General features: G+C 27.5%; 17 protein-coding genes and 1 other annotated feature. Of the genes, 7 read left to right on the top strand and 10 right to left on the bottom strand.

The genetic code is table 11. From position 1 onward, the window contains the following. Nucleotides 1–597 precede the first annotated feature (597 nt). Entirely contained in the window at nucleotides 598–1449 is an 852-nt protein-coding gene (locus tag IC214_RS16640) for a sulfurtransferase (RefSeq protein WP_227823743.1), read from the top strand. 138 nt (nucleotides 1450–1587) lie between these two features. On the opposite strand, the gene ggt is transcribed toward IC214_RS16640, so the two are convergent. The 3 genes from ggt to IC214_RS16625 all read right to left on the bottom strand — a co-directional run bounded on the left by ggt (nucleotide 1588) and on the right by IC214_RS16625 (nucleotide 6081). Next, complete coding sequence (gene ggt / locus IC214_RS16635) at nucleotides 1588–3201, bottom strand: gamma-glutamyltransferase (RefSeq protein WP_227432919.1); 1614 nt, start codon at nucleotides 3199–3201, stop codon at nucleotides 1588–1590. Between the two features lie 194 nt (nucleotides 3202–3395). Continuing rightward, entirely contained in the window at nucleotides 3396–5327 is a 1932-nt protein-coding gene (locus tag IC214_RS16630; protein WP_227823742.1) for an ABC transporter permease, read from the bottom strand. After that, the gene (locus IC214_RS16625) at nucleotides 5314–6081 is read right to left on the bottom strand and encodes an ABC transporter ATP-binding protein (RefSeq protein ID WP_227432917.1); all 768 of its coding nucleotides are present in this window, start codon (nucleotides 6079–6081) and stop codon (nucleotides 5314–5316) included. The genes IC214_RS16630 and IC214_RS16625 overlap by 14 nt, the downstream gene beginning before the upstream one ends. Before the next feature lie 287 nt (nucleotides 6082–6368). Between IC214_RS16625 and IC214_RS16620 the strand changes: the two genes are divergently transcribed. The 5 genes from IC214_RS16620 to IC214_RS16600 all read left to right on the top strand — a co-directional run bounded on the left by IC214_RS16620 (nucleotide 6369) and on the right by IC214_RS16600 (nucleotide 11340). After that, nucleotides 6369–7043 (top strand): response regulator transcription factor, encoded by a 675-nt coding sequence (locus IC214_RS16620; protein ID WP_227432916.1) that lies wholly within the window; start codon nucleotides 6369–6371, stop codon nucleotides 7041–7043. 23 nt (nucleotides 7044–7066) lie between these two features. After that, nucleotides 7067–8071, top strand: a complete 1005-nt coding sequence (locus tag IC214_RS16615; protein WP_227432915.1) for a HAMP domain-containing histidine kinase — start codon at nucleotides 7067–7069, stop codon at nucleotides 8069–8071. 116 nt (nucleotides 8072–8187) lie between these two features. Continuing rightward, nucleotides 8188–9420, top strand: a complete 1233-nt coding sequence (locus IC214_RS16610) for an efflux RND transporter periplasmic adaptor subunit (RefSeq protein ID WP_227823741.1) — start codon at nucleotides 8188–8190, stop codon at nucleotides 9418–9420. Between the two features lie 7 nt (nucleotides 9421–9427). Further along, nucleotides 9428–10102: an ABC transporter ATP-binding protein gene (locus IC214_RS16605; protein WP_227482338.1), complete on the top strand. Its 675-nt coding sequence runs from the start codon at nucleotides 9428–9430 to the stop codon at nucleotides 10100–10102. A gap of 2 nt (nucleotides 10103–10104) precedes the next feature. After that, entirely contained in the window at nucleotides 10105–11340 is a 1236-nt protein-coding gene (locus tag IC214_RS16600; protein ID WP_227432912.1) for an ABC transporter permease, read from the top strand. Nucleotides 11341–11519: 179 nt separating this feature from the next. Here the strand turns inward: IC214_RS16600 and IC214_RS21215 are convergent, their stop codons facing one another. The 5 genes from IC214_RS21215 to IC214_RS16575 all read right to left on the bottom strand — a co-directional run bounded on the left by IC214_RS21215 (nucleotide 11520) and on the right by IC214_RS16575 (nucleotide 16817). Continuing rightward, the gene (locus IC214_RS21215; RefSeq protein WP_227866817.1) at nucleotides 11520–12509 is read right to left on the bottom strand and encodes a GNAT family N-acetyltransferase; all 990 of its coding nucleotides are present in this window, start codon (nucleotides 12507–12509) and stop codon (nucleotides 11520–11522) included. 27 nt (nucleotides 12510–12536) lie between these two features. Further along, nucleotides 12537–13802, bottom strand: coding sequence for a dihydroorotase (locus IC214_RS16590; RefSeq protein ID WP_227432910.1), 1266 nt, complete (start codon nucleotides 13800–13802; stop codon nucleotides 12537–12539). Between the two features lie 52 nt (nucleotides 13803–13854). After that, nucleotides 13855–15003: a DUF362 domain-containing protein gene (locus tag IC214_RS16585; RefSeq protein WP_227432909.1), complete on the bottom strand. Its 1149-nt coding sequence runs from the start codon at nucleotides 15001–15003 to the stop codon at nucleotides 13855–13857. Between the two features lie 100 nt (nucleotides 15004–15103). After that, nucleotides 15104–15649, bottom strand: a complete 546-nt coding sequence (locus IC214_RS16580) for an NADH peroxidase (protein WP_009889371.1) — start codon at nucleotides 15647–15649, stop codon at nucleotides 15104–15106. A gap of 223 nt (nucleotides 15650–15872) precedes the next feature. Further along, nucleotides 15873–16817 (bottom strand): DMT family transporter, encoded by a 945-nt coding sequence (locus tag IC214_RS16575; protein WP_227432908.1) that lies wholly within the window; start codon nucleotides 16815–16817, stop codon nucleotides 15873–15875. Between the two features lie 370 nt (nucleotides 16818–17187). Between IC214_RS16575 and IC214_RS16570 the strand changes: the two genes are divergently transcribed. Then, entirely contained in the window at nucleotides 17188–18069 is an 882-nt protein-coding gene (locus IC214_RS16570; RefSeq protein WP_227831135.1) for a polysaccharide deacetylase family protein, read from the top strand. A 56-nt stretch (nucleotides 18070–18125) separates the two neighbouring features. Here IC214_RS16570 and tyrS read toward each other — a convergent pair whose 3' ends face one another. Next, nucleotides 18126–19334: a tyrosine--tRNA ligase gene (gene tyrS, locus IC214_RS16565; RefSeq protein WP_227432906.1), complete on the bottom strand. Its 1209-nt coding sequence runs from the start codon at nucleotides 19332–19334 to the stop codon at nucleotides 18126–18128. 71 nt (nucleotides 19335–19405) lie between these two features. Further along, nucleotides 19406–19658: a binding site (T-box leader), on the bottom strand. Nucleotides 19659–19809: 151 nt separating this feature from the next. Beyond that, nucleotides 19810–20778, bottom strand: a complete 969-nt coding sequence (locus IC214_RS16560) for a DUF2232 domain-containing protein (protein ID WP_227482336.1) — start codon at nucleotides 20776–20778, stop codon at nucleotides 19810–19812. Nucleotides 20779–20934: the final 156 nt, after the last annotated feature.

Raw genomic sequence — 20934 nt, 5'->3', positions numbered from 1 at the left:
TTCCCACTTTAAATTTAATTAAAACATAAACACACAAAACTATAACTCTAATTATAATACAATATTAGTTCTCGATTAAATGTTTTGTATTGGACATCCCCCCTGTAAAATAATTATAACTGCCCAAATTACAAATAGTTGATATTAACAAATTACGTTTAAATTCCAACAAATATTAAAACCCATATTATATGTATAATTTGTTATAGATTTAACCTAATACACACTTAAAGTATACTATATTATGCCAAATTTGTAACAAAAATTTTATAAATACATAATAAATTTTTTTTATTCAATTATTTGTTTAATAAATTAACCTAGGTTTTCATAATAACTCAGATTTCTTTAAAAACTAAACATGTATAAGGCTTTAATCTATTGCAATACCAGCTTTTATATAAACTAAAATATACTCTTATTTTATTATATATCTAAAATTTTTAATATTCATTAATTATTTGAATTTTTATATAAAATTTTTATATTTTCTAAAGATTTATTTACTTATGTAATAATTTATAATAATATTAATTTATAAAGTTAATAATTATTATGAATACACATAAAAATAATTAAAAATAGGAGGTTTGTTTTTTGAAAAATATTATTTCTGCAAAAGAACTTATATCTAAATTAGAACATAATGATAATCTAGTTGTTATAGATTGTAGATTTGACCTTATCAATAGAACTTATGGTATTGATTCTTATAAAAAAGGACATATAAAAGGTAGCTTTATCTTGGATATAGACAAGGATTTATCATCTCCTACAAAAGAACATGGCGGTAAAAATCCTTTACAAGACCCTTTTATATTAAAAGAAAAGTTAGAAAAAATGGGTGTTGATAATTACACTACAATTGTAGCTTATGATGATGGAGATTTAAATGGTGCTTGTAGACTATTCTTCCAATTAAAACACTTAGGTCTTGAAAATGTCTATGTATTAGATGGTGGAATAACAGCTTTTGTAAAAGAAGGTGGAGAATTAGAAGAAAAAATAAATATTCCAAACTGTACAGACAAAAAAATTAAGCCTAATGTAAATGACAGTTTAGTTGTTCCAATGGAATATGTTAAGTCTAAATTATATGACAAAAATACTGTGATTATAGATTGTCGTGCTAATGAAAGATACCAAGGTTTAGTTGAACCTGCATATTCAAAAGCTGGCCATATACCTAGTGCAAAAAATTACTTTTGCAAGGATTTAATAAAAGGTGATTTTGAAAATGGCTCACTTAAAGATACTGAATTTTTAAAAGACTTCTTTAAGGATTTAAACAATTATGAAGAAATAATTTTGTCTTGTGGTTCAGGAATATCTGCTTGTGTTAACAGCCTTGCACTTAGAGAACTTAATATGCCCCATAAGATTTATGTTGGTAGCTTTAGTGACTGGATTAGCTATGATGACAACGAAGTTAAAACTGGACAAGAATAAAGTTAATAATAAATAAATCTAGCATATTATATATCTTAGTTTTTTATAAAGGCGTTAGTCATTGTAGACTTTCGCCTTTTATTATCATCATTTCATATAGATTCCTTTAGTCATTAAATATAAATTTAGTTTACAATATTAATAAACTGCAACATGACCATCACATCTTGACTCTGTTGCACAAACATAACTTTCTTGCTCTGTTTTGAAGATTATTTGTCCCCTACCCATATCAACATTATCATGAATTACTTTTATCTCATGACCTTTTTCAATAAGAGCATCTACCATCTGTCTTGGCATCTCTGATTCAACTTCTATCTCTTTACCTTTTATCCACTGCCATCTTGGAGCATCTAATGCCTCTTGAGGGTTTAAACCAAAGTCTATCATACTCGTTAATACTTGAAGATGTCCCTGTGGTTGCATAAAAGCACCCATTACACCAAATGGACCTATTGCCTTATCATCTTTACCTAAAAAACCAGGTATTATTGTGTGATAAGGTTTTTTAAATGGTTTTACTACATTATGGTGTTTAGGGTCTAAGTTAAAATTATTACCTCTACTATGTAGTGCAATACCAGTGTTTGGTATTACTATCCCAGAACCAAAATTTATATAATTACTCTGTATATATGAAACCATATTTCCATCTTTGTCAGCAGTACAAAGATATACAGTTCCACCACAATATGGTTCTCCTTCTTTTGGGTATAAAGCTTTTTCATTATCAATCAATAAACTTCTCTTTTTTGCATAATCTTGACTTAATAATTCCTGAACCTTTACTTTCATATGTTCTATATCAGTTACATAAGTTTTAGAATCTGCAAAAGCCAGTTTTAAGCTTTCTATAATCTTATGTATGTCATCTACATTTTCTATATCTCCTTTTATGTCCAATTCTTTTAATATATTTAATGCCATTAGGACTGTTATTCCATGTCCATTCGGTGGAATTTCAAATATTTTATATCCTTTGTATTCTGTGCTTATAGGTTCTACCCAAGTTGGATAAAAACTCGCTAAATCACTTTTTCTTATAGCTCCCTCAAACTTTCTAGAACACTCATCTATTTTATCTGCTAGTCTACCTCTATAAAAACTTTCAGCTTGTGTATTGGCTATTTCTTCTAATGTATTAGCATGCTCTTCACATACAAATATGTCACCAGCTTCTGGAGCTTTACCATCCTTAGAAAACGTCTCAAACCATGACTTAAATTCTTCTCCAACAAATTCTTTTTCATATAGTTCATAGGATTTTTTCCATACTTTTGATACATTAGGAGAAACAACATATCCTTCTCTTGCATATTTAATTGCTGGAGATAAACATTCTAGTAGACTAAGTTTTCCATACTTTTTATTTAATTCTGCCCAAGCTGCAGGTATTCCAGGTACAGTTACTGCTCCAAATCCATACTTTGGCATTTCTTTCATGTTCTTGTAATTTTTTAATTCCATTCTTTCTGGAGCAAAACCGCTAGAATTTAGTCCATATAATCGTTTTTCTTCCTCTATCCAAACAAGAGCATATGCGTCTCCTCCAATTCCATTACTTGTAGGTTCAACTACAGATAATGTAGCAGCAGTTGCAACTGCTGCATCCACAGCATTTCCACCTTTTTTTAGTATTTCAAGCCCAGCTTGAGAAGCTAATGGCGTTGAAGTTGCAACTGCTCCATTTTTAGCATATATAACATTTCTTATTGATGGATATTTATGTTGATGAGCATCAAACATCATAATTTTCAACTCCTTGTCATTTTTATTTTATATTTTCCTTAAATTTATTATATAACATTAATTAATACAACTGATACAAAATACAAACTTTTTCCAAGACTTAATTACATTATTATAATATTTTTTTGTTTTGATTAGATAAGCTATCTTGTTTTTAGTATTTAATTCTTATTAAGTAAAAAATACTCTACAACTTAATCTATTATCATATTTTGAGCGTATTTTAATGTTATAAAATAATATATAAAATAACCTATATAATAAATGGCTAGTGTTGTAATAATTGGTATAAGTAATGGCCTAGTTATAAATTTTTGAGCAATTGACATAGCAAATAAATTATGAATTGTACCTACAATTAATGGCAACAAAAATACAACTTTTAATTGTCTTGATATTATTTTCTCAATATCTTGATTATTTGCCCCAAGTTTTTTTAGCATAATATATCGTTCTTTATCATCATATATATTTGATAATTGCTTAAATAAAATTATACTTCCTGTACACAAAAGAAATACTACAGATAGAAATATACCTATAAATAACATAAGACCACTTACTCTAATTAAATCATTATAGTTTTCGACATTTGATGTAAAATTAAAAGGATAAGTTGATTCCATATTTTTATCAACTATATTTTTTAATCTTAAAGACATATCAAACTCTTTTTTTTCATTTTTTATATCAATTAATCTTAATAATCTCGATTCTCCTCCTGATTTTAATCTATTAAATATGTTATCTTTTACCACAATTAAATCAAATGTTGATTGTAAATTTATTTCTGGCTCTAAAATATTTTTTTGAACTGTAAATAAATTCATCTTCTCTTTTTCTTTAATGTATACATCTATTTTTTGAGTACCAGTACTTTTAAGAAACATTCTCTTATATGAATCTGAAACATAATATACATGCTCTTCTGAAGTTAATTCTTCATAATTACTGTTTTGATATTGTCTTAATTTCTTAAAATCACTTTCTTTAATAAAATCTACAATCACTGTATTTTCTCTATAAACTCCTCCTTTTTTATAGTACAATTTAAAATTTACATCTCTACTTATAAACTCTACTGTCTTATCAAAAAGCACCTTATCATCTTCTTTATATTTATATAGCAGCTTATCGATTTCATTATTTACAAGAGAATTTTCTGCATTTATAGTATAACTATACTTGTAGTTTTCATTTATATTTCTATCTATATCGTAATAAATTGATATTGTAAATCCTAACATAGTTACACTTGTAGCTATTAATATTGCTATTATTGCCAATACTCTGCTATTATTCTTTAATTTGAATCCAAGTTCTGAAAATGCAATTAGATTTCTTCCCTTGTAATAAAAACTTTTTTTCTTCTTAGCAACATCTATAATTATCGACATTATTGATGAAAAAAATAAAAAAGTACCTGGTATTATTGTAATTAATATAAAAGCTGAAAACATTATGTTTTCAACAATGAAATGACTAACTGACATTAAATAAGAAAATACTATCAGTAAAACTCCAAGAGTTCCCTTTAGCTTTATAAATCTTTTATTTGTATATTTTTCTGGTGACTTCTTAAATAACTCTACAATTTTTTTATTCCTAATAACTATAATATTTCTCATTCCAATTACTACAAATATTATTAAAAATATTCCTAATGTCTGAATTAAAGCCCTTATACTTAAAGTCATCTTTACTACTATAATCTCTTTAATTAATTTTACAAGAATCATTGTCATAAGCTTTGAAAATAAAAAACCTAAAGATATTCCTATTAATATTGCAAAGATTCCCATCAAAAAAGTTTCATATAAAAATATTCTGCCTATCTGATTTTTTCTCATTCCAATCAAGCTATAAGTACCTATCTCTTGCCTACGTCTATTAAAGAAAAATGAATTTGAATAATATATAAACAAAAAAACAAATACCACTATTACAATTGAACTTGTATTAATACCTATTTTAGTTTTTCTACCAAGTAAATTTAAGGCTTCATTGTACTCTATTGACTTGAAACTAAAGAATATAAATACACTAAATACAATTGAAACGAAGTACATAAAATAGCTTAAAAAGTTCTTTTTTATATTTTTTATAGCAATTTTAAATAAACTCATTTTTATTAACTCCTCCAATTAAGGAAACTGTATTTAGTATTTTATTATAGAATTCTTTTGTGCTTTCTCCTTTTATAAGTTCTGTAAAGATTATTCCATCCTTTATAAAGAGTATTCTACTACAAAAACTTGCACTTATAGCATCATGTGTTACCATTAATATTGTTGAATCGTTATCTTTATTTAATTTTACTAGAGAATTTAATAAATCCCTTGCAGATTTAGAATCTAATGCTCCTGTAGGCTCGTCTGCAAGTATTAATGATGGTTTTGTTACTATTGCTCTACAAACAGCGCCTCTTTGTTTTTGTCCACCTGAGACTTCATTAGGATATTTATCTAATACTGATTCTATATTTAGTGATTTTGAAACTTCTTTTATTCTACTTTCTATTACTGATACTTTTTCATTTTTTAAAGAAAGAGGTAGCATTATATTTTCTTTTATAGTTAATGTATCTAAAAGGTTAGAGTCTTGAAATACAAATCCAAGATTATCACGTCTAAAGTCGGCTAATTTATTTTGTTTCATTTTAATAATATTCTTATTCTCTATATAAACATTTCCTGATGAAGGCAAATCTATTGTAGAAATAATGTTCAAAAGAGTTGATTTTCCAGCTCCAGATGAACCCATAATACCTACAAATTCGCCTTTATAAACTTTAAAACTTATTCCCTTTAAAGCTTCATATTTTGAGCCTTTTCTACCATACTCTTTTTTTATATTTTCAACAATTAATATTTCTTCCATAATTACTTACCACTCCTCAACATAATTGCTCATTTTCCAATTCTTATAAATATATTATATATATTAAAGTAGTTTTTAACCATTTACTTATATTAATATAATGTTACATTTCTGTAAGTATTAATTATATTTCTTCCTTTTTACTAGAATTATATTTAAAATATAATTTGTCAAGTAAAATATAGTTATATTAATATAATTATTTTAAATTATAAGGTAGAAATGTTTGAACTTATCAAGTAAAATATAGTTATGTTAATATAACTATTCTGGATTAGGAGGTAAAAATGTTTAAAATAATGGTAATTGAAGATGATGTTTCATTAAAACATCAAATAGCAGATTGTCTTTCTAAATGGGGACATATTGTCTATCAAATAGAAAATCTTGAAAACATAATAGAAGAATTTAAGCATTATAAACCACAATTGGTTTTATTAGATATAAATCTTCCATTTTATGATGGATTTCATTGGTGTAATGAGATAAGAAGAATTTCCAAAGTTCCAATAATATTTATTTCTTCAAGAAATTCTAATATGGATGTGATAATGGGTGTAAATCTAGGCGCAGATGATTATATACAAAAACCATTTTCTATAGATGTTTTAATAGCTAAAGTAAATGCTCTTTTAAGAAGAACTTATAATTTTGTTGATAATAATTCAAATAAAATTGTCCATAATGGGGTTACTTTGGATTTATCAACTGCAACTATATGTTATAAAGATAGTACTATTGAGCTAACCAAAAATGAAATTAAAATTCTTCATGAACTTATGAGGAATAAAAGTAAAATAGTTAGTAGAAATAAACTTATGAAAAAATTATGGGATAATGATTGGTTTGTAGATGATAATACTCTCACTGTTAATGTAAACAGAATACGTTCAAAATTAAGTGAAATTGGATTGGAAGACTTTATAGAAACTAAAAGAGGATTAGGTTATATAATCAGTTAAAATAGTTTTAAGTAGGTGAATTTATGAGTTTTAAAGATTTTCTCAAAGATAAACTCGAATTTTTAGTATACAACTTTGGTTTCTTACTTTTTACGATAGCAGTTATTATATTTTCTCCTATTGATGCTCTCTTAGTAGATACTATTGTATACATATTAATTGTAAATATAGTATTTTCATTTATATATATACTTACTGGCTACATTAAGAAAAATAGATTTTTAGAGAAAATTAAAAATAATACATTCAAAGTTAGTACTAATGATATAGAATTAGTTAAATGTACAAATGAAGAAAAAATATATTTGGATATAATTAAAGGTTATCAAAACCAGTGTGATGATATAATAGATATCAATACTAAGAAATTTGAAGAAAATAAAGAAATTATGAGTATGTGGGTACATGATATAAAAATACCTATAGCAATAATTAAACTAGTACTTGAACAAAACGAAGATTTAATCGAAGAAAAAATTTCAGATGATATTGATAAAGAGATATTTAGAATTGAAAATTCTGTTGAAAGAATTTTATATTTATCTAGACTTGAAGATTTTCATAAAGATTTTTTGATTCAAGAAGTAAATATTGAAAATATTCTTAGAGATATTATAAGAAAATATTCAAAATATTTTATCTCAAAAAAAATAATTTTAAACTTAAATAATTTGAATTATACAGTTTTATCAGACGAAAAATGGCTTCACTTCATATTCGAGCAATTATTAAATAATTCCCTAAAATATGCCTCAATAGAAGATAATATATCTATCTATTGCAAAACCCACAAAAATTATTTACAATTAAGGGTGGAAGATACTGGCTGTGGTATAAAAAAGGAAGATTTAAATCGAATATTCAATAAGGGATTTACAGGTAATAATGGAAGAAATAACACTAAATCTACAGGGCTTGGTCTTTATTTAGTAAAAGAACTTTGTGACAAACTTGGCCATAAAATTGATGTAGATTCAGAGTACAATCAATATACAAAAATTACTATTACATTCAAAGATTATCTATAGTATCTTATATATTGATAAGTTATTTTCATTTGACTTATATTCAACATGCTTCTTATAATGATTCTATATGTACATCCCAGTATATAATAAGTAGTTTTTATACAAAGGAGGAAAACATGTCTTTTCTAAAAAAATTTAAAAATAAAAAATTTAGAAATAGTAGCTTTAAGAGTAATAGCTTTAAAAATACTAGCTTTGGAAGTAATAATTTCAAAGCTAAAAATAAAGGTTTTAAAAATAATCCTTTTAAAAACAAGAGATTTAAAATCTATGCAGGAATCGTGATAATCATACTTTTAATATTAGGGGTACTTGCTTATGTCGATTCAAAAAATACTGAATTACAAACTAATGAAAACTTCATAGAAACATACACTATTCCAGAAAACGAAAAAATATTTATAAATGGTATGGTTGTTCCTAAGCAAACTAAAGACTTTAATATTTCTGGAGATTATGAGTTAAGTGATGTAAATGTTACAAATGGGCAAAAGGTAAATCAAGGAGACCTTCTTTTTACTGCTAAAAATCCAACTATAATAGCAGAAATAGATAGTCTAAAATCACAACTTAGCCAATATAAAAAACAAAAGATATCACTTGCAAATATTGATGAAAATAGAGATGCTATAGCTTCTATAAATGCACAAATAACAGCTTTAAACTCTCAGATAGCTTCTTTAGATAAGAAAGCATATGATAGAACTACTGCTCCTTTTGATGGTACTGTATACTTAAATGACCAAACTGGAAATCCAGAGCAACCAGCTTCATTTATGACTATTCAAGGTCTAGAGTTTTATATGAAGGGGCAAGCAAGTGAACAAGATTTACCTAAGATGAAAATTGACCAAATGGTTAATATATTAGTTTTCTCAACTGACCAAAATCTTACTGGTAGAATAAGTTTTATATCTGATAAGCCATCTACTCCAAGTAGCGAGATGGGAGCTCAACAAAGTACTTTATCTTATTATGATATAAACATAGCATTTGATAACCAAGAAGGGTTGACAAATGGATTCCATCTTCAAGCATCACTTGAAGTAGCTAACTCAAGCTTTAAAATACCAGCATCTTGTGTACTTAAGGATAAAAAACACTCATATGTATTTAAAGACTTAGATGGAATCTTGAAAAAACAAATTGTAGATGTTGCAAGTAAAAATAATGACTTTGCTGTAATTAGAGGCGGTCTTGAACAAGGTGATATAGTAATAAAATACCCTACTAAAGAAATGAAAGAAGGAGACCCAGTTCAAGGTGATGGTGTAACTGCTGGCTCTAATAATAATGGAGATGCTACTCCAGACAAAAATTTAAAAGAAGTTAATATGGATGTGAATTAATTTACATATGTTAATTAAATTAGAAAATATTCAAAAATATTACAAAGTAGGGAAAGATGAATTACATGTTTTAAAATCCTTAAATTTAGAAATTGAATCTGGAGAATTTGTCATGATAATGGGTAAATCTGGTAGTGGTAAAACCACTTTACTTAACATCTTAGGTTTTCTTGATGTGTTTGACGAAGGAAGATATATATTTGATGGCACAGATGTAACTAATCTCAGTGAAAATGAGCGTTCTGTTTTTAGAAATATCAATATTGGTTTTGTTTTTCAACAATTTAATTTAATAGAAACTTTAAATATATATCAAAATGTAGAGCTACCTCTAATTTACAATAAAATATTAAAAAAATCTGAAAGAGAAGAAATTGTTAAGAGCAAACTAAAATCTGTTGGGCTTTTAGATAAAATCAAACAAAAACCTCTTCAATTATCTGGTGGTCAGCAACAACGTGTAGCTATTGCACGTTGTTTGGCAAATGACCCTCAAATAATCTTTGCTGATGAACCAACTGGAGCATTGGATAGTGAAACTAGCAGGGAAATTATGGAACTTTTGACAGAACTTAATGAACAAGGCAAGACTATAATAATGGTTACACATGATCAGGATTTGACTAAGTATGCAACTAAGGTCATACGACTTAAAGATGGTGTGTTTACTTCGGAGGTGTAATCATGGGCTTATTAAAAAATTCTTTGGCTAATTTAAAGGGGCACAAGCTTCGTGTCTTTGTAGCTTTACTTTGGATTATTATAGGAATAACTTCAGTAATACTTGTTAGTTCTATAGGTAATGGATTTCAAAAAGAAATCAAGAAATCTGTAAATAACGCTAATCCTAATAAAACTACTATTTCATTTGAATCAGCTGATAACACAGGTCTTACCAATGATATGAGTATATTTTTAAAGCCATTCAATGCAAAAGATTTAGAAGAATTATCATTTGTTGAAGGTGTAGAAAGAATTGCTCCTGCAAGAGATGGATTTAATCTTGATTCAACTTATTCTTCTGAGGCATCTTTTGATAAAAAAACGACTTATGTGGAAGTTGGACCAGTAAAAAAAGATTCAAAAATAAATTTAATCTGTGGTAGAGATTTTTCCTTGGATGATGAAAAAAGAAAGGTAATTCTACTTACACAGCAAAGTGCAAGTGAAATTTTTGAAAATCCAGAAGACGCTTTAGGCCATGGTATTAATGTAAATGGAACTATATTTGAAATAATTGGAGTATTGGATGATTCTTCTAACCAACAACAAGCTGGAGGATTTTTAGGAGGTTATCAAGATATGCAATTTATAACTTCTCTTATACCTAAAAAAGCTTTTGATAGTCTAATGAGTCAAAACTCTTACTCCACTGAAATTTATCAGTTAGACTTAGTTTGTTCTAAAGGATATAATGTGAATGAAGTTGCAAACAATATTATAGCTAAACTATATGAAATGCATCCTGGTATCAATGGTTCTTATACTACACCAGACCCAACTGAACAAACAGCTTATCTTGAAAGCATCAATTCTAATGTCAATAAATATGTATCTATAATAACTGTAGTTGCAATGTTTGTTGGTGGTATTGGTGTAATGAATATAATGTATGTATCAGTTATGGAAAGACAAAGAGAGATTGGTATAAGACGTGCTATTGGTGCAAAACCTAGGTCTATATTATTTCAATTTTTAGTTGAAGCTGTTTTTATAACGGTATGTGGAGGAATTTTAGGAACTATAGTTGGATTTATTGCTACTAACTATGTTTCTAAATACATTGGATTTGAAGCAATTCCTAGCTTAAATAGCTTACTTTATGCTATTTTGGCTACTATATTAACTGGAGTTGTATTTGGTTTAATACCAGCCTTTAAAGCCTCTAAACTAGACCCTATAAAGGCAATTTATAAATAGTATTTCCATTAATAAGTTATTATTTTTAAATTGTTTTCTAAAACATGCTTAAATATTTAATGCACTATTATATATGATAGATTAAGAACTTAATCTTTTTCAAATCAAATATAATAGTGCATTGTTATTTTCAAAATTACTAATGAATTATTTGCTTTAAATATTTTTAATATTAATATCTAATCTATTATGCCTCTTATGAAATCTGTTTTGTTATCACAATAAGAGTTAACATCATACCTATAAAGTTTTGCTAGCTTCTTTTTTAAGTCAGAATATTCTTTAACCTTATCTGGATTTAGTCTCAAATACTCTCGAAATTTAATATGCTCTAAATATCCTTTCCCATCTTTAGGACATACATATAAATTATGCTCCATGAAACTAGTTGTCTCATAAGAAAATGCTTCTCTTCCTTCTACTTCTAAATTGCCTAGATGTTTATACCCTAATTTTTTTAGTTTACTGACAACATCATTTAAGTAGCTATAGTCTCCAATTATTATATCAACATCTAATCTAGGTTTTGCAGAAAGCCCTTCAACAGATGTGCTACCAACATGTTCTATTTTCAAAATCGAATTACCTAGAGTCTTTTCTAGTGTAGATTTTAATTTTTCAAACTCATACTTCCAATTTGGATTATAATCTACTATTTCAACAATTTTTGTAGTTAATCCTGTTACTTTTAATTGGTAGACATCATGTTTCATTACTTGTCCTCTATAAATCTTGTCGCACTCAGATATTTTCTTCATACCTAGTTTTTTTGCCACATTTATAGATGCTATATTTTCAGGTCTGATATCTGCTACTAAAGTATCTACATTTAAGTTTCTAATAGCATAACATATAGTAGCACCTTCTGTAGCATAACCTTGATTCCAATATTCTCTTTTTACTATATAACCTATTCCTAACCCTATGTCCTGTTTTATAAGGCCTATTTGCCCCACTACATTATCTATATACTTATCTATAACAATAAAATATCCATATCCATCATTATTATATCTCTGTATATTTCTATCAATCCATTCTGTAACTTCTTCATCAGAAAAAGCATGTTCCCATGCATACATTACTTCTGAATCTTGTAACATTTTACTTATTTCCTTAAAATCACTATGATTCATTTGTCTAATATATAATCTTTTGCTTTCAATCACTGTATTCACCACCCTTAAAACACAACCTTAAGCGTTGTATACAACTTCTCCATTACATATAGTATAATTAACTTTCCCATATAGAGATTTACCTCTAAATGGGGAATTGTCAGCTTTAGAAGCAAAATCTTCAACTATCCATTCTTCTTCAGGATTAAATATAACAATATCTGCTACTGCTCCTTCTTCTATAAAACCAACATTTAAATTGTATAGTTTTGCAGGATTTGTAGACATTTTTTCTATTAACTGCATCATACTAAGATGATTTTTATATACTAAGTTTGTTATTCCAAGAGACAACGAAGTTTCAAGCCCTATAATACCACTTGGAGCTTTTATAAACTCTCTATCTTTTTCTTCTTTACTATGAGGTGCATGGTCTGTTGCTATTATCTCAATAGTACCATCATTTAATCCTTCTATAATCTTATCTCTATCCCACTTAGTTCTTAAAGGCGGATTCATTTTTGCATTTGTTCCAAACTCTAATACATCTTCCTCAGTCAGTGTAAAGTGATGTGGTGAAGCTTCTGCAACTACGTTTGCTCCAAGATATTTTGCAAATCTAACCATATCAACAGAAACCCCAGAACTTATATGTTGTATATCAATCTTAGCACCAGTTTTTAGTGCTAACATGCAATCTCTAGCAACCATTACATCTTCTGCTACATTCGATGCACCTTTTAGACCAAGCTCTGAAGCTATCTTTCCTGCATTTACACCAGGATTTCCAACTAAAGAAGGGTCTTCTTCATGAAAACTAAGTGGTACATCTAACTCTTTTGCCTTAATCATTGCTTCCATAATTAGACTGCTATCCATTAAAGGTAATCCATCATCAGTAAATCCTGGAACTCCAGCCTTTTTAAGATTTTCCATATCCACTAACTCTTTACCTTCAAAACCTTTTGTTATAGCTGCTGCTTGTAAAACATTTATACATGCATTTTTTGCTTTTTCCTTCACATAGTTAAAAGTATCTTCATTATCTACAATTGGGTCAGTATTTGCCATACATATAACGGTTGTAAATCCACCTCTAGCTGCAGATTTAGCTCCACTATCTATATCTTCTTTATATGTAAATCCTGGGTCTCTAAAATGTACATGTACATCTACTAATCCAGGTGCAACTATATTCCCACTAGCATCTATTATTTTTTCAAATTCATCATTTTCATCAAAATTACCTATTTTATAGATTTTATTTTCTTTTATAATTAAATCTATTTTCTCATCTCTTTGACTCTTAGGGTCTATCACTCTACCATTTTTAATTAAAATCATGTTATTTCTCCTTTATAATTTTCATTTATATAGACTCATATAATATTATACATTATTTTACATACTTAAATACAAAATTACGTTTGACATCAATAGCCTTTTTAGGACAAAGTTCATGACAACAGTAACATCTTATACATTTATTTAAATCTATAAGAGCACCTCTATTCCCTATCTCTATGGTATTTGCAGGACAAGCTTCCTTGCACTTTCCACATTTTATACAATCCTTAAATCTAACCACTGGCTTTGGTGTTATAAGTTTTGAAATAGGTTCATTTAAAAATTTTGGCAATTTTACAGAAAATAGCCTTAAATCTTTACTTACAATTGGTACCTTATAATCTTTTATAATTAAATCCTTTATATCTTCTCCTACAATCTCAATATCTAAAAAGTCTTCTTTTATATACTCTCTTTTAATAGCCCCTCTAATTGTAGCAACTTTATTTGGAAGCAAACCTATAATCTTACATGCAACAACATCTATAGCATATGGATTTTGTGATGCTAATAAAACACCTATTTCTTTAGGGTTTCCTGCTGAAGGACCATCCCCTTCCATCCCTACAATTCCATCCATAATTGTCAGTGTCGGATTTACATAATCACAAATATCTAAAAGTACATTTTCACAAAATAATTCCTCTGTAGGAAATCTATAATGTATTTCTGCTTTTTTTAATCCAGCTATACATCCATATAAGTTTTTTGTTCCACCAGTAAAAGTTGCCATCACATGTGTTTTTAATTTACAAAGATTTATTACATAATCAGCATCTATTACTGGTTTAATAATATCCATATATTTAAGAGCATGCGCTTTTTCACTATGTATCTTAACATCTGAAACATCATAATTTAATTTGATACCTAAATCATTTGCTACCTTTTCAATTCCAGATGTCTTATATATACTTTTAAGAGAGGCTTGATTATATGGTCCACCAGGACTATCTGCTACTACTACATCACAGTTTAATTCTAAAAGCTTTTCGCATACAACCCTTACTACCATAGGATGAGTAGTTGTAGCTTCTTCAGGCTTTTTTTTCATCAGTAGATTTGGTTTTACAAGTACTTTACTTCCTTCTTTTACAAACTTGTTAAGCCCTCCAATGTCATCTAAAATTTTTTCAATAGAAAATCTTACATTTTCATACTCATAATTTTTACAGCTTCTAACAGATACCGATTTCATATTATCTTCACCCTTTTATTACAAAGATTTTTTTATATTTTTTGTATAATTTAAAAAAGGAGAAACCAAAGTTTCTCCTTTTAATCTATGTTTTTAATTATTATTTTCCAAAATGTCTATTTAGTAATCCTAAGAATGCTTTACCATGTCTAGCTTCATCTTTACACATTTCATGTACTGTATCATGTATAGCATCTAATCCTAATTCTTTAGCTCTCTTAGCTAACTTTAATTTTCCATCAGTTGCACCATATTCAGCGTCAACTCTAACTCTTAAGTTTTCTTTTGTATCTGCAACTACAACTTCTCCAAGAAGTTCTGCAAATTTAGCAGCATGTTCAGCTTCTTCAAAAGCTATTCTCTTATATGCTTCTGCTACTTCTGGATATCCTTCTCTATCAGCTTGTCTACTCATTGCTAAATACATTCCTACTTCTGTACATTCACCAGTAAAGTTAGCTCTTAATCCTTCGATTATTTCTGCATCCACACCTTGAGCTACTCCTATTCTATGTTCGTCAGCCCAAACCATTTCACCTTTCATTTCTTCGAATTTATCAGCTCCAACTTTACATACTGGACATTGTGCTGGTGCAGCATCTCCTTCATGTATATATCCACATACTGTACAAACAAATTTTTTCATAATTAAATTCCTCCCAATTTTATATTAATTAAATTTTTATTTTAAAGTTTAATAACTTGCTACAAGAATATATATACCCCATGTACTATAGTTTAAACACTAAAAATAAAATTTATTTCCTAATTAATTTTATCACTTTGAAACATTGGTATCAACTAAGTTTTGATGTCAAATTTCTACATAATATATACTTTATTTGATTAATTAGGAAACAATTGTCTATTTAAATACTTTCTAGTGAAGAATCTTTTGACTCTTTAAGTTCTACTTTTTTACTTTTTAAAAATGATAATTTAGTTTCTGCTGTTATAATTGCACCAAATATCAATATACTACCAATAACTAATTTGGCTGTAATAGGTTCTTTTAAAATTATTATAGAAAATATAGTCCCAAATATAGCTTCAGTAGATAGTATTATGGCTGTTCTAGTTCCATCAACTCTCTTTTGACATATAGTTTGGAATAAAAACCCTATTGAAGTACTAAATATAGCTAAATATATAGTTCCCATATATCCAGACAATTCAGCTTCCATTTTCAACTGTCCTGCAAATGTCTGAACTACTAAAGACAGTAAAAATGCTACAGTAAATTGAATAGCTGTTAATGCCATTGGATTGTTATCTTTAGCAAATTCGCTAGTAAAGAATATATGAAATGCAAATCCAAATGAACATATAAGTGTTAAAAAATCTCCAAAATTAACAGAGAAATCAGCCTCTAAAGAAAGTATACCTATACCTACAAGAGCTACTAAACTACTTATTAATCCTATTTTATCTAGTTTTCTTCTATAAAGTATAAATCCTATGAATGGAACTATTACAACATTTGCTGCTGTTATAAATGCATTTTTAGATGGTGTAGTGTACATAAGTCCAATGGTTTGTACTGTAAAGGCTAAAAATAAAAATATTCCTAAAAGCCCTCCTGCTTTTAATAAATGCTTTCCCATATTGGCACGAATTTGTTTAAAAAATAATAAATTCATAATTACAGCTGCCAAGAAAAATCTTATAGTTATTATTTGTAGAGGTGTAAGCCCACCGTCTAGTGCAAATTGGGTTGCTACAAAGCCACTTCCCCATATAATTGCTATGAATATTAGTCCTATTTCTCCAAAGTATTTTTTCAATAAAGCCCCCTCCTTTTTATTTTTTTGCAAAATTATAAACCCCCTAAACAGCAAGAGAGTTTTTCTATAAGCATTACTATAAATTTATATAGTTATAGTAAATTTTTTCAGTATTTTAAATCTAGATTTATATCCACTATTTAACATTAATATATTAATCATTTTTTGTAAACACCTTTTTAATAAATTTTTACCTTTTTTATATTTTTTTTACTTATATTAAATTTTTTTATAGATAATTTCAATATCTAGGATACTTTAATATTATGCAAATAATGTTGTATAAGTTACACTTTAGTTATTTTAGTTACAACTTTGTCGGTTTACTTTTTCTACTTTCTTCGATATAATTATAATATATTTTTGATACAATTCGACAAAAAGGGGGAATGTTGAAATCATGGTAAAAAAAAGAAAAAAGAAAACTATGGCACTTACTATAATTGTTGTAATAGTTATTGGTATTTTTTCTATGGCATGGGCGGATATGTCCAAGAAAAGAGAAATTAAAGAAACTCAAGAAAAGCTTAAAGCTGAAAAATTAGAAAAAGAAAGAATTGAAAAAGAAAAAAATGAGCCTATCATTGGTGCAAAAAAAGAAGCTGCAAAAGAATATGGATATGACGCAAAATCAGTTTGGGATAAACTTAACAAATACGACTATTCAAATAATGGAGAAAAAATAGTATTCCTTACATTCGATGATGGACCATCTACTACTAATACTCCACAAGTCCTAGATATCTTAAAAAGACACGATGTTAAAGGAACTTTCTTTATTAAGGGGGATTCTCTTGAACGAAAAGGTGCCAATGAAATTTTAAAAAGAACATTTGATGAGGGAAATGCAATAGCTCATCACTCATATTCTCATGACTACAAAAAACTATACCCTGGCAGAAGCCTAAATCTTGATACATTTGTAAATGAACTTAATAAAACAGATGAAGCCATGAAAAAAGTTCTAGGAAAGAATTTTTCATCACATGTAGTTAGATGCCCAGGTGGATATATGTCATGGAAAAATATGGAACCTTTAGGTAACTACTTAAAAGAAAAAAATATGGCATCAATAGACTGGAATGCTCTAAATGCTGATGCAGAAGGTAAAAAGAAAAATGCTCAAGAGTTATTTGAACATGCAAAGAAATCTTCTGAAGGTAAAGAAATAGTTGTACTTTTAATGCATGATACTTATGGAAAGCAAGAAACAGTAAATGCACTAGACCAAATTATAACATATTTTAAAGATAATGGTTACCAATTTAAAACCTTAATATAATAAAAAAGCAAGTTCATTGATTATACTTTTATATAACCAACGAACTTGCTTTTATTTTACTTTACTAACTCTATTTTTACAAATTTTTTCTTTCCTATTTGAACAACAAGTTCGCTTTCTTTAGCAACTGTACTTAAATCTTCCACTTTCTCACCATTTACTTTTACTCCACCTTGAGATGCTAATCTTCTAACTTCACTCTTACTTTTAACAATCTCATTAGAAACTAATACTTCAATTAAATCAAATTCTTCTTGTTTAACTTGAATTGTTTGTATATCTTCAGGTATTTGACCTTTTTGGAATACAGATTTAAACCTTTCCTCAGCTTCTTTAGCAGCTTCTTCTCCATGGTATAAAGTTACTATTTCTCTTGCTAGATTCATTTTTATATCTCTTGGATTTACTGAACCATCTTTTAACTGAGTTTCAATTTTATTAACTTCATCAGGATGAACATCAGTTACTAAATTATAGTATTTAACTATAAGTTCATCAGGAATCTCCATAGATTTTTGGTACATTATTCCAGCTTCTTCATCTATTCCAATATAGTTACCTAAACTCTTACTCATTTTTTCTTTTCCATCTAAACCTTCTATTAAAGGCATCATTATTACTATTTGAGATTCCATACCAAATTCTCTTTGTAAAGATCTTCCCATTAATAAGTTAAATCTTTGGTCAGTTCCACCAAGCTCTATATCAGCTTCTAATGCTATTGAATCATATGCTTGCATCAATGGATAGAAAAATTCATGCACTGATATTGGCATTTGTCCTTCATATCTCTTCTTAAAATCTTCTCTTTCCAACATTCTCGCAACAGTAATAGTTGCAGCTAATTTTATTACATCTTCAAAGTTTAATTTAGCTAGCCATTCACTATTAAATCTTACAATAGTTTTTTCTTTATCTAAAACTTTAAATATTTGTTCTTGATAAGTTTTTGCATTTTCAAGAACTTGCTCTGTTGTTAAAGCTTTTCTAGCTTTAGATTTTCCAGTTGGGTCTCCAATTTTACCTGTAAAATCTCCAATTATAATTACTATTTGATGACCTAAATCTTGTAATTGTTTCATCTTTCTAAGAACTACTGTATGACCTAAGTGTATATCTGGAGCACTTGGATCTAACCCCAATTTTACTATCATAGGTTTTCCTTCTTTTTCTGATTTAATAAGTTTTTCTCTTAGCTCTTTTTCGTCTATTAAGTCGTCTACACCTTTCATAATGATTCGCATTTGCTCGTCTATTGATTTCATTTTCATTCCTCCTAAAATATTTATATAATCTATGATTTTTATTTTTATAATAAAAAAAGCTCTCATCCTATTAAAAGGACGAAAGCATTGCTTACGTGTTACCACCTTAGTTCACTAATATCTCACGATATTAATCTCTGTAGAGTATAATTTGTTTACTCATGTACTATAACGTGTACTATTCCGATATCTCTTAGTGGTTGTTATCTTTCAGAGATATTGCTCCAAGATGTATTCAAACTAAATCAATTTATTCCATTTCACCAAACTGGAACTCTCTGTTAAATAAAATTCAGCTCTACTTCTTCTCTTCACAGCACTTATATATTCAGATTATTTCATCAATTACAAGAAATTTTTCTTAACTTACTCATAATATATTATTATTTTTACATTTTGTCAACCTTTTTTATTATTATATACATGTTTTTTTACATTATACTACTTTTTTATATTTTTTACCAATGCATAAAGTTTATTTTTCAATTAAAATATTTATTTGTTTATCGACAATATTAATTTGAGTCAATCTTATATTCATTTTCTTATTTAAAAATGCATTTATAATTATTAATCCCATAACAGTTATCTTAAACATTAGAAATAAAGATATAACTACTATCAAAAAAGAAATTCTAGCGTATGCTACTTTTCCAAATTTAGTTATTATAAAATTTTGTAGTGACATACAGGAATCTCTAATAACAAAATACATACACAAATATCCAATTGATATAAAAATTGTTTTTAAGTAAACTAACTCAGTTTTAATATTTAATATATTTGTAACTTCAAAAATAGTTAAATAAAACACACACATATAAAAAACTTTCTTTGAGCAACATAAAAATTGATTTAAAAATCTAAAACTCTTAAACACTAGAAACTTTTTTAATGCATTAGAGTTTAAAATATGTAATTTATGTCCCATAATCAAACTTAAAAAGTATATACAAAAAACCATTCCAAAAGGAAACAGTGCTATCAGTAAGTAAAAAATAGAATCTGAGTATTCATTAAAATAAATCAATTTACTATATCCCTGAAATTCTCTCATAAAACTGTATCCTATTAATGCTGAAGCATATATATCAATAAAAACCATTATAATGACTCCAATAATTGAACCATATACTAAATCATCCATAACTGTTGATGATTTACTTATCAAATAACCACATATTATACCAAGTAATACACTCTGACTTGCCCAAATAGCAGTTCCCAAATTTCCAAGCACCAAGGAAATTATTAAAAGAGATATAACTCCAGATAAAACAGTATACTTTAAATCACACTTTAAACATATTATACAAAAAAATATTGGCACTATAAAATCTAAATAAATGGCATATCCAAACCCAGTCCCTACAGCTATAATTGTTATTACTATAAATAAAGACGACAATAAAGCCGCTTCAGTTAATTTTTTGGTAGTATTCAAAACAACTTCCTCCACAAACCATAATTTTTCTAACTAATATTTTGTTTTTAATACAGTATAACACTTTTTTAAAATATTTTTAACACATACCTATTTTAATAAAAGTATTACTGTTAAAAATTATAAAATGGTATAATATATCTTAATATTTGGTTT

Origin of the sequence: Clostridioides sp. ES-S-0190-01 (genome assembly GCF_020658275.1) — a bacterium.
Lineage (GTDB): Bacteria > Bacillota > Clostridia > Peptostreptococcales > Peptostreptococcaceae > Clostridioides.
Note: the sequence above shows the minus strand (reverse complement) of the source record. Positions and strands in the feature narration are given on the sequence as shown.

What these genes read in the sequence shown, in the direction of transcription:
- ggt (WP_227432919.1), bottom strand. Translation starts at nt 3,201, where the DNA reads ATGATGTTTGATGCTCATCAACATAAATATCCATCAATAAGAAATGTT.
- IC214_RS16630 (WP_227823742.1), bottom strand. Translation starts at nt 5,327, where the DNA reads ATGAGTTTATTTAAAATTGCTATAAAAAATATAAAAAAGAACTTTTTA.
- IC214_RS16625 (WP_227432917.1), bottom strand. Translation starts at nt 6,081, where the DNA reads ATGGAAGAAATATTAATTGTTGAAAATATAAAAAAAGAGTATGGTAGA.
- IC214_RS16620 (WP_227432916.1), top strand. Translation starts at nt 6,369, where the DNA reads ATGTTTAAAATAATGGTAATTGAAGATGATGTTTCATTAAAACATCAA.
- IC214_RS16615 (WP_227432915.1), top strand. Translation starts at nt 7,067, where the DNA reads ATGAGTTTTAAAGATTTTCTCAAAGATAAACTCGAATTTTTAGTATAC.
- IC214_RS16610 (WP_227823741.1), top strand. Translation starts at nt 8,188, where the DNA reads ATGTCTTTTCTAAAAAAATTTAAAAATAAAAAATTTAGAAATAGTAGC.
- IC214_RS16605 (WP_227482338.1), top strand. Translation starts at nt 9,428, where the DNA reads ATGTTAATTAAATTAGAAAATATTCAAAAATATTACAAAGTAGGGAAA.
- IC214_RS16600 (WP_227432912.1), top strand. Translation starts at nt 10,105, where the DNA reads ATGGGCTTATTAAAAAATTCTTTGGCTAATTTAAAGGGGCACAAGCTT.
- IC214_RS16590 (WP_227432910.1), bottom strand. Translation starts at nt 13,802, where the DNA reads ATGATTTTAATTAAAAATGGTAGAGTGATAGACCCTAAGAGTCAAAGA.
- IC214_RS16585 (WP_227432909.1), bottom strand. Translation starts at nt 15,003, where the DNA reads ATGAAATCGGTATCTGTTAGAAGCTGTAAAAATTATGAGTATGAAAAT.
- IC214_RS16580 (WP_009889371.1), bottom strand. Translation starts at nt 15,649, where the DNA reads ATGAAAAAATTTGTTTGTACAGTATGTGGATATATACATGAAGGAGAT.
- IC214_RS16570 (WP_227831135.1), top strand. Translation starts at nt 17,188, where the DNA reads ATGGTAAAAAAAAGAAAAAAGAAAACTATGGCACTTACTATAATTGTT.
- tyrS (WP_227432906.1), bottom strand. Translation starts at nt 19,334, where the DNA reads ATGAAATCAATAGACGAGCAAATGCGAATCATTATGAAAGGTGTAGAC.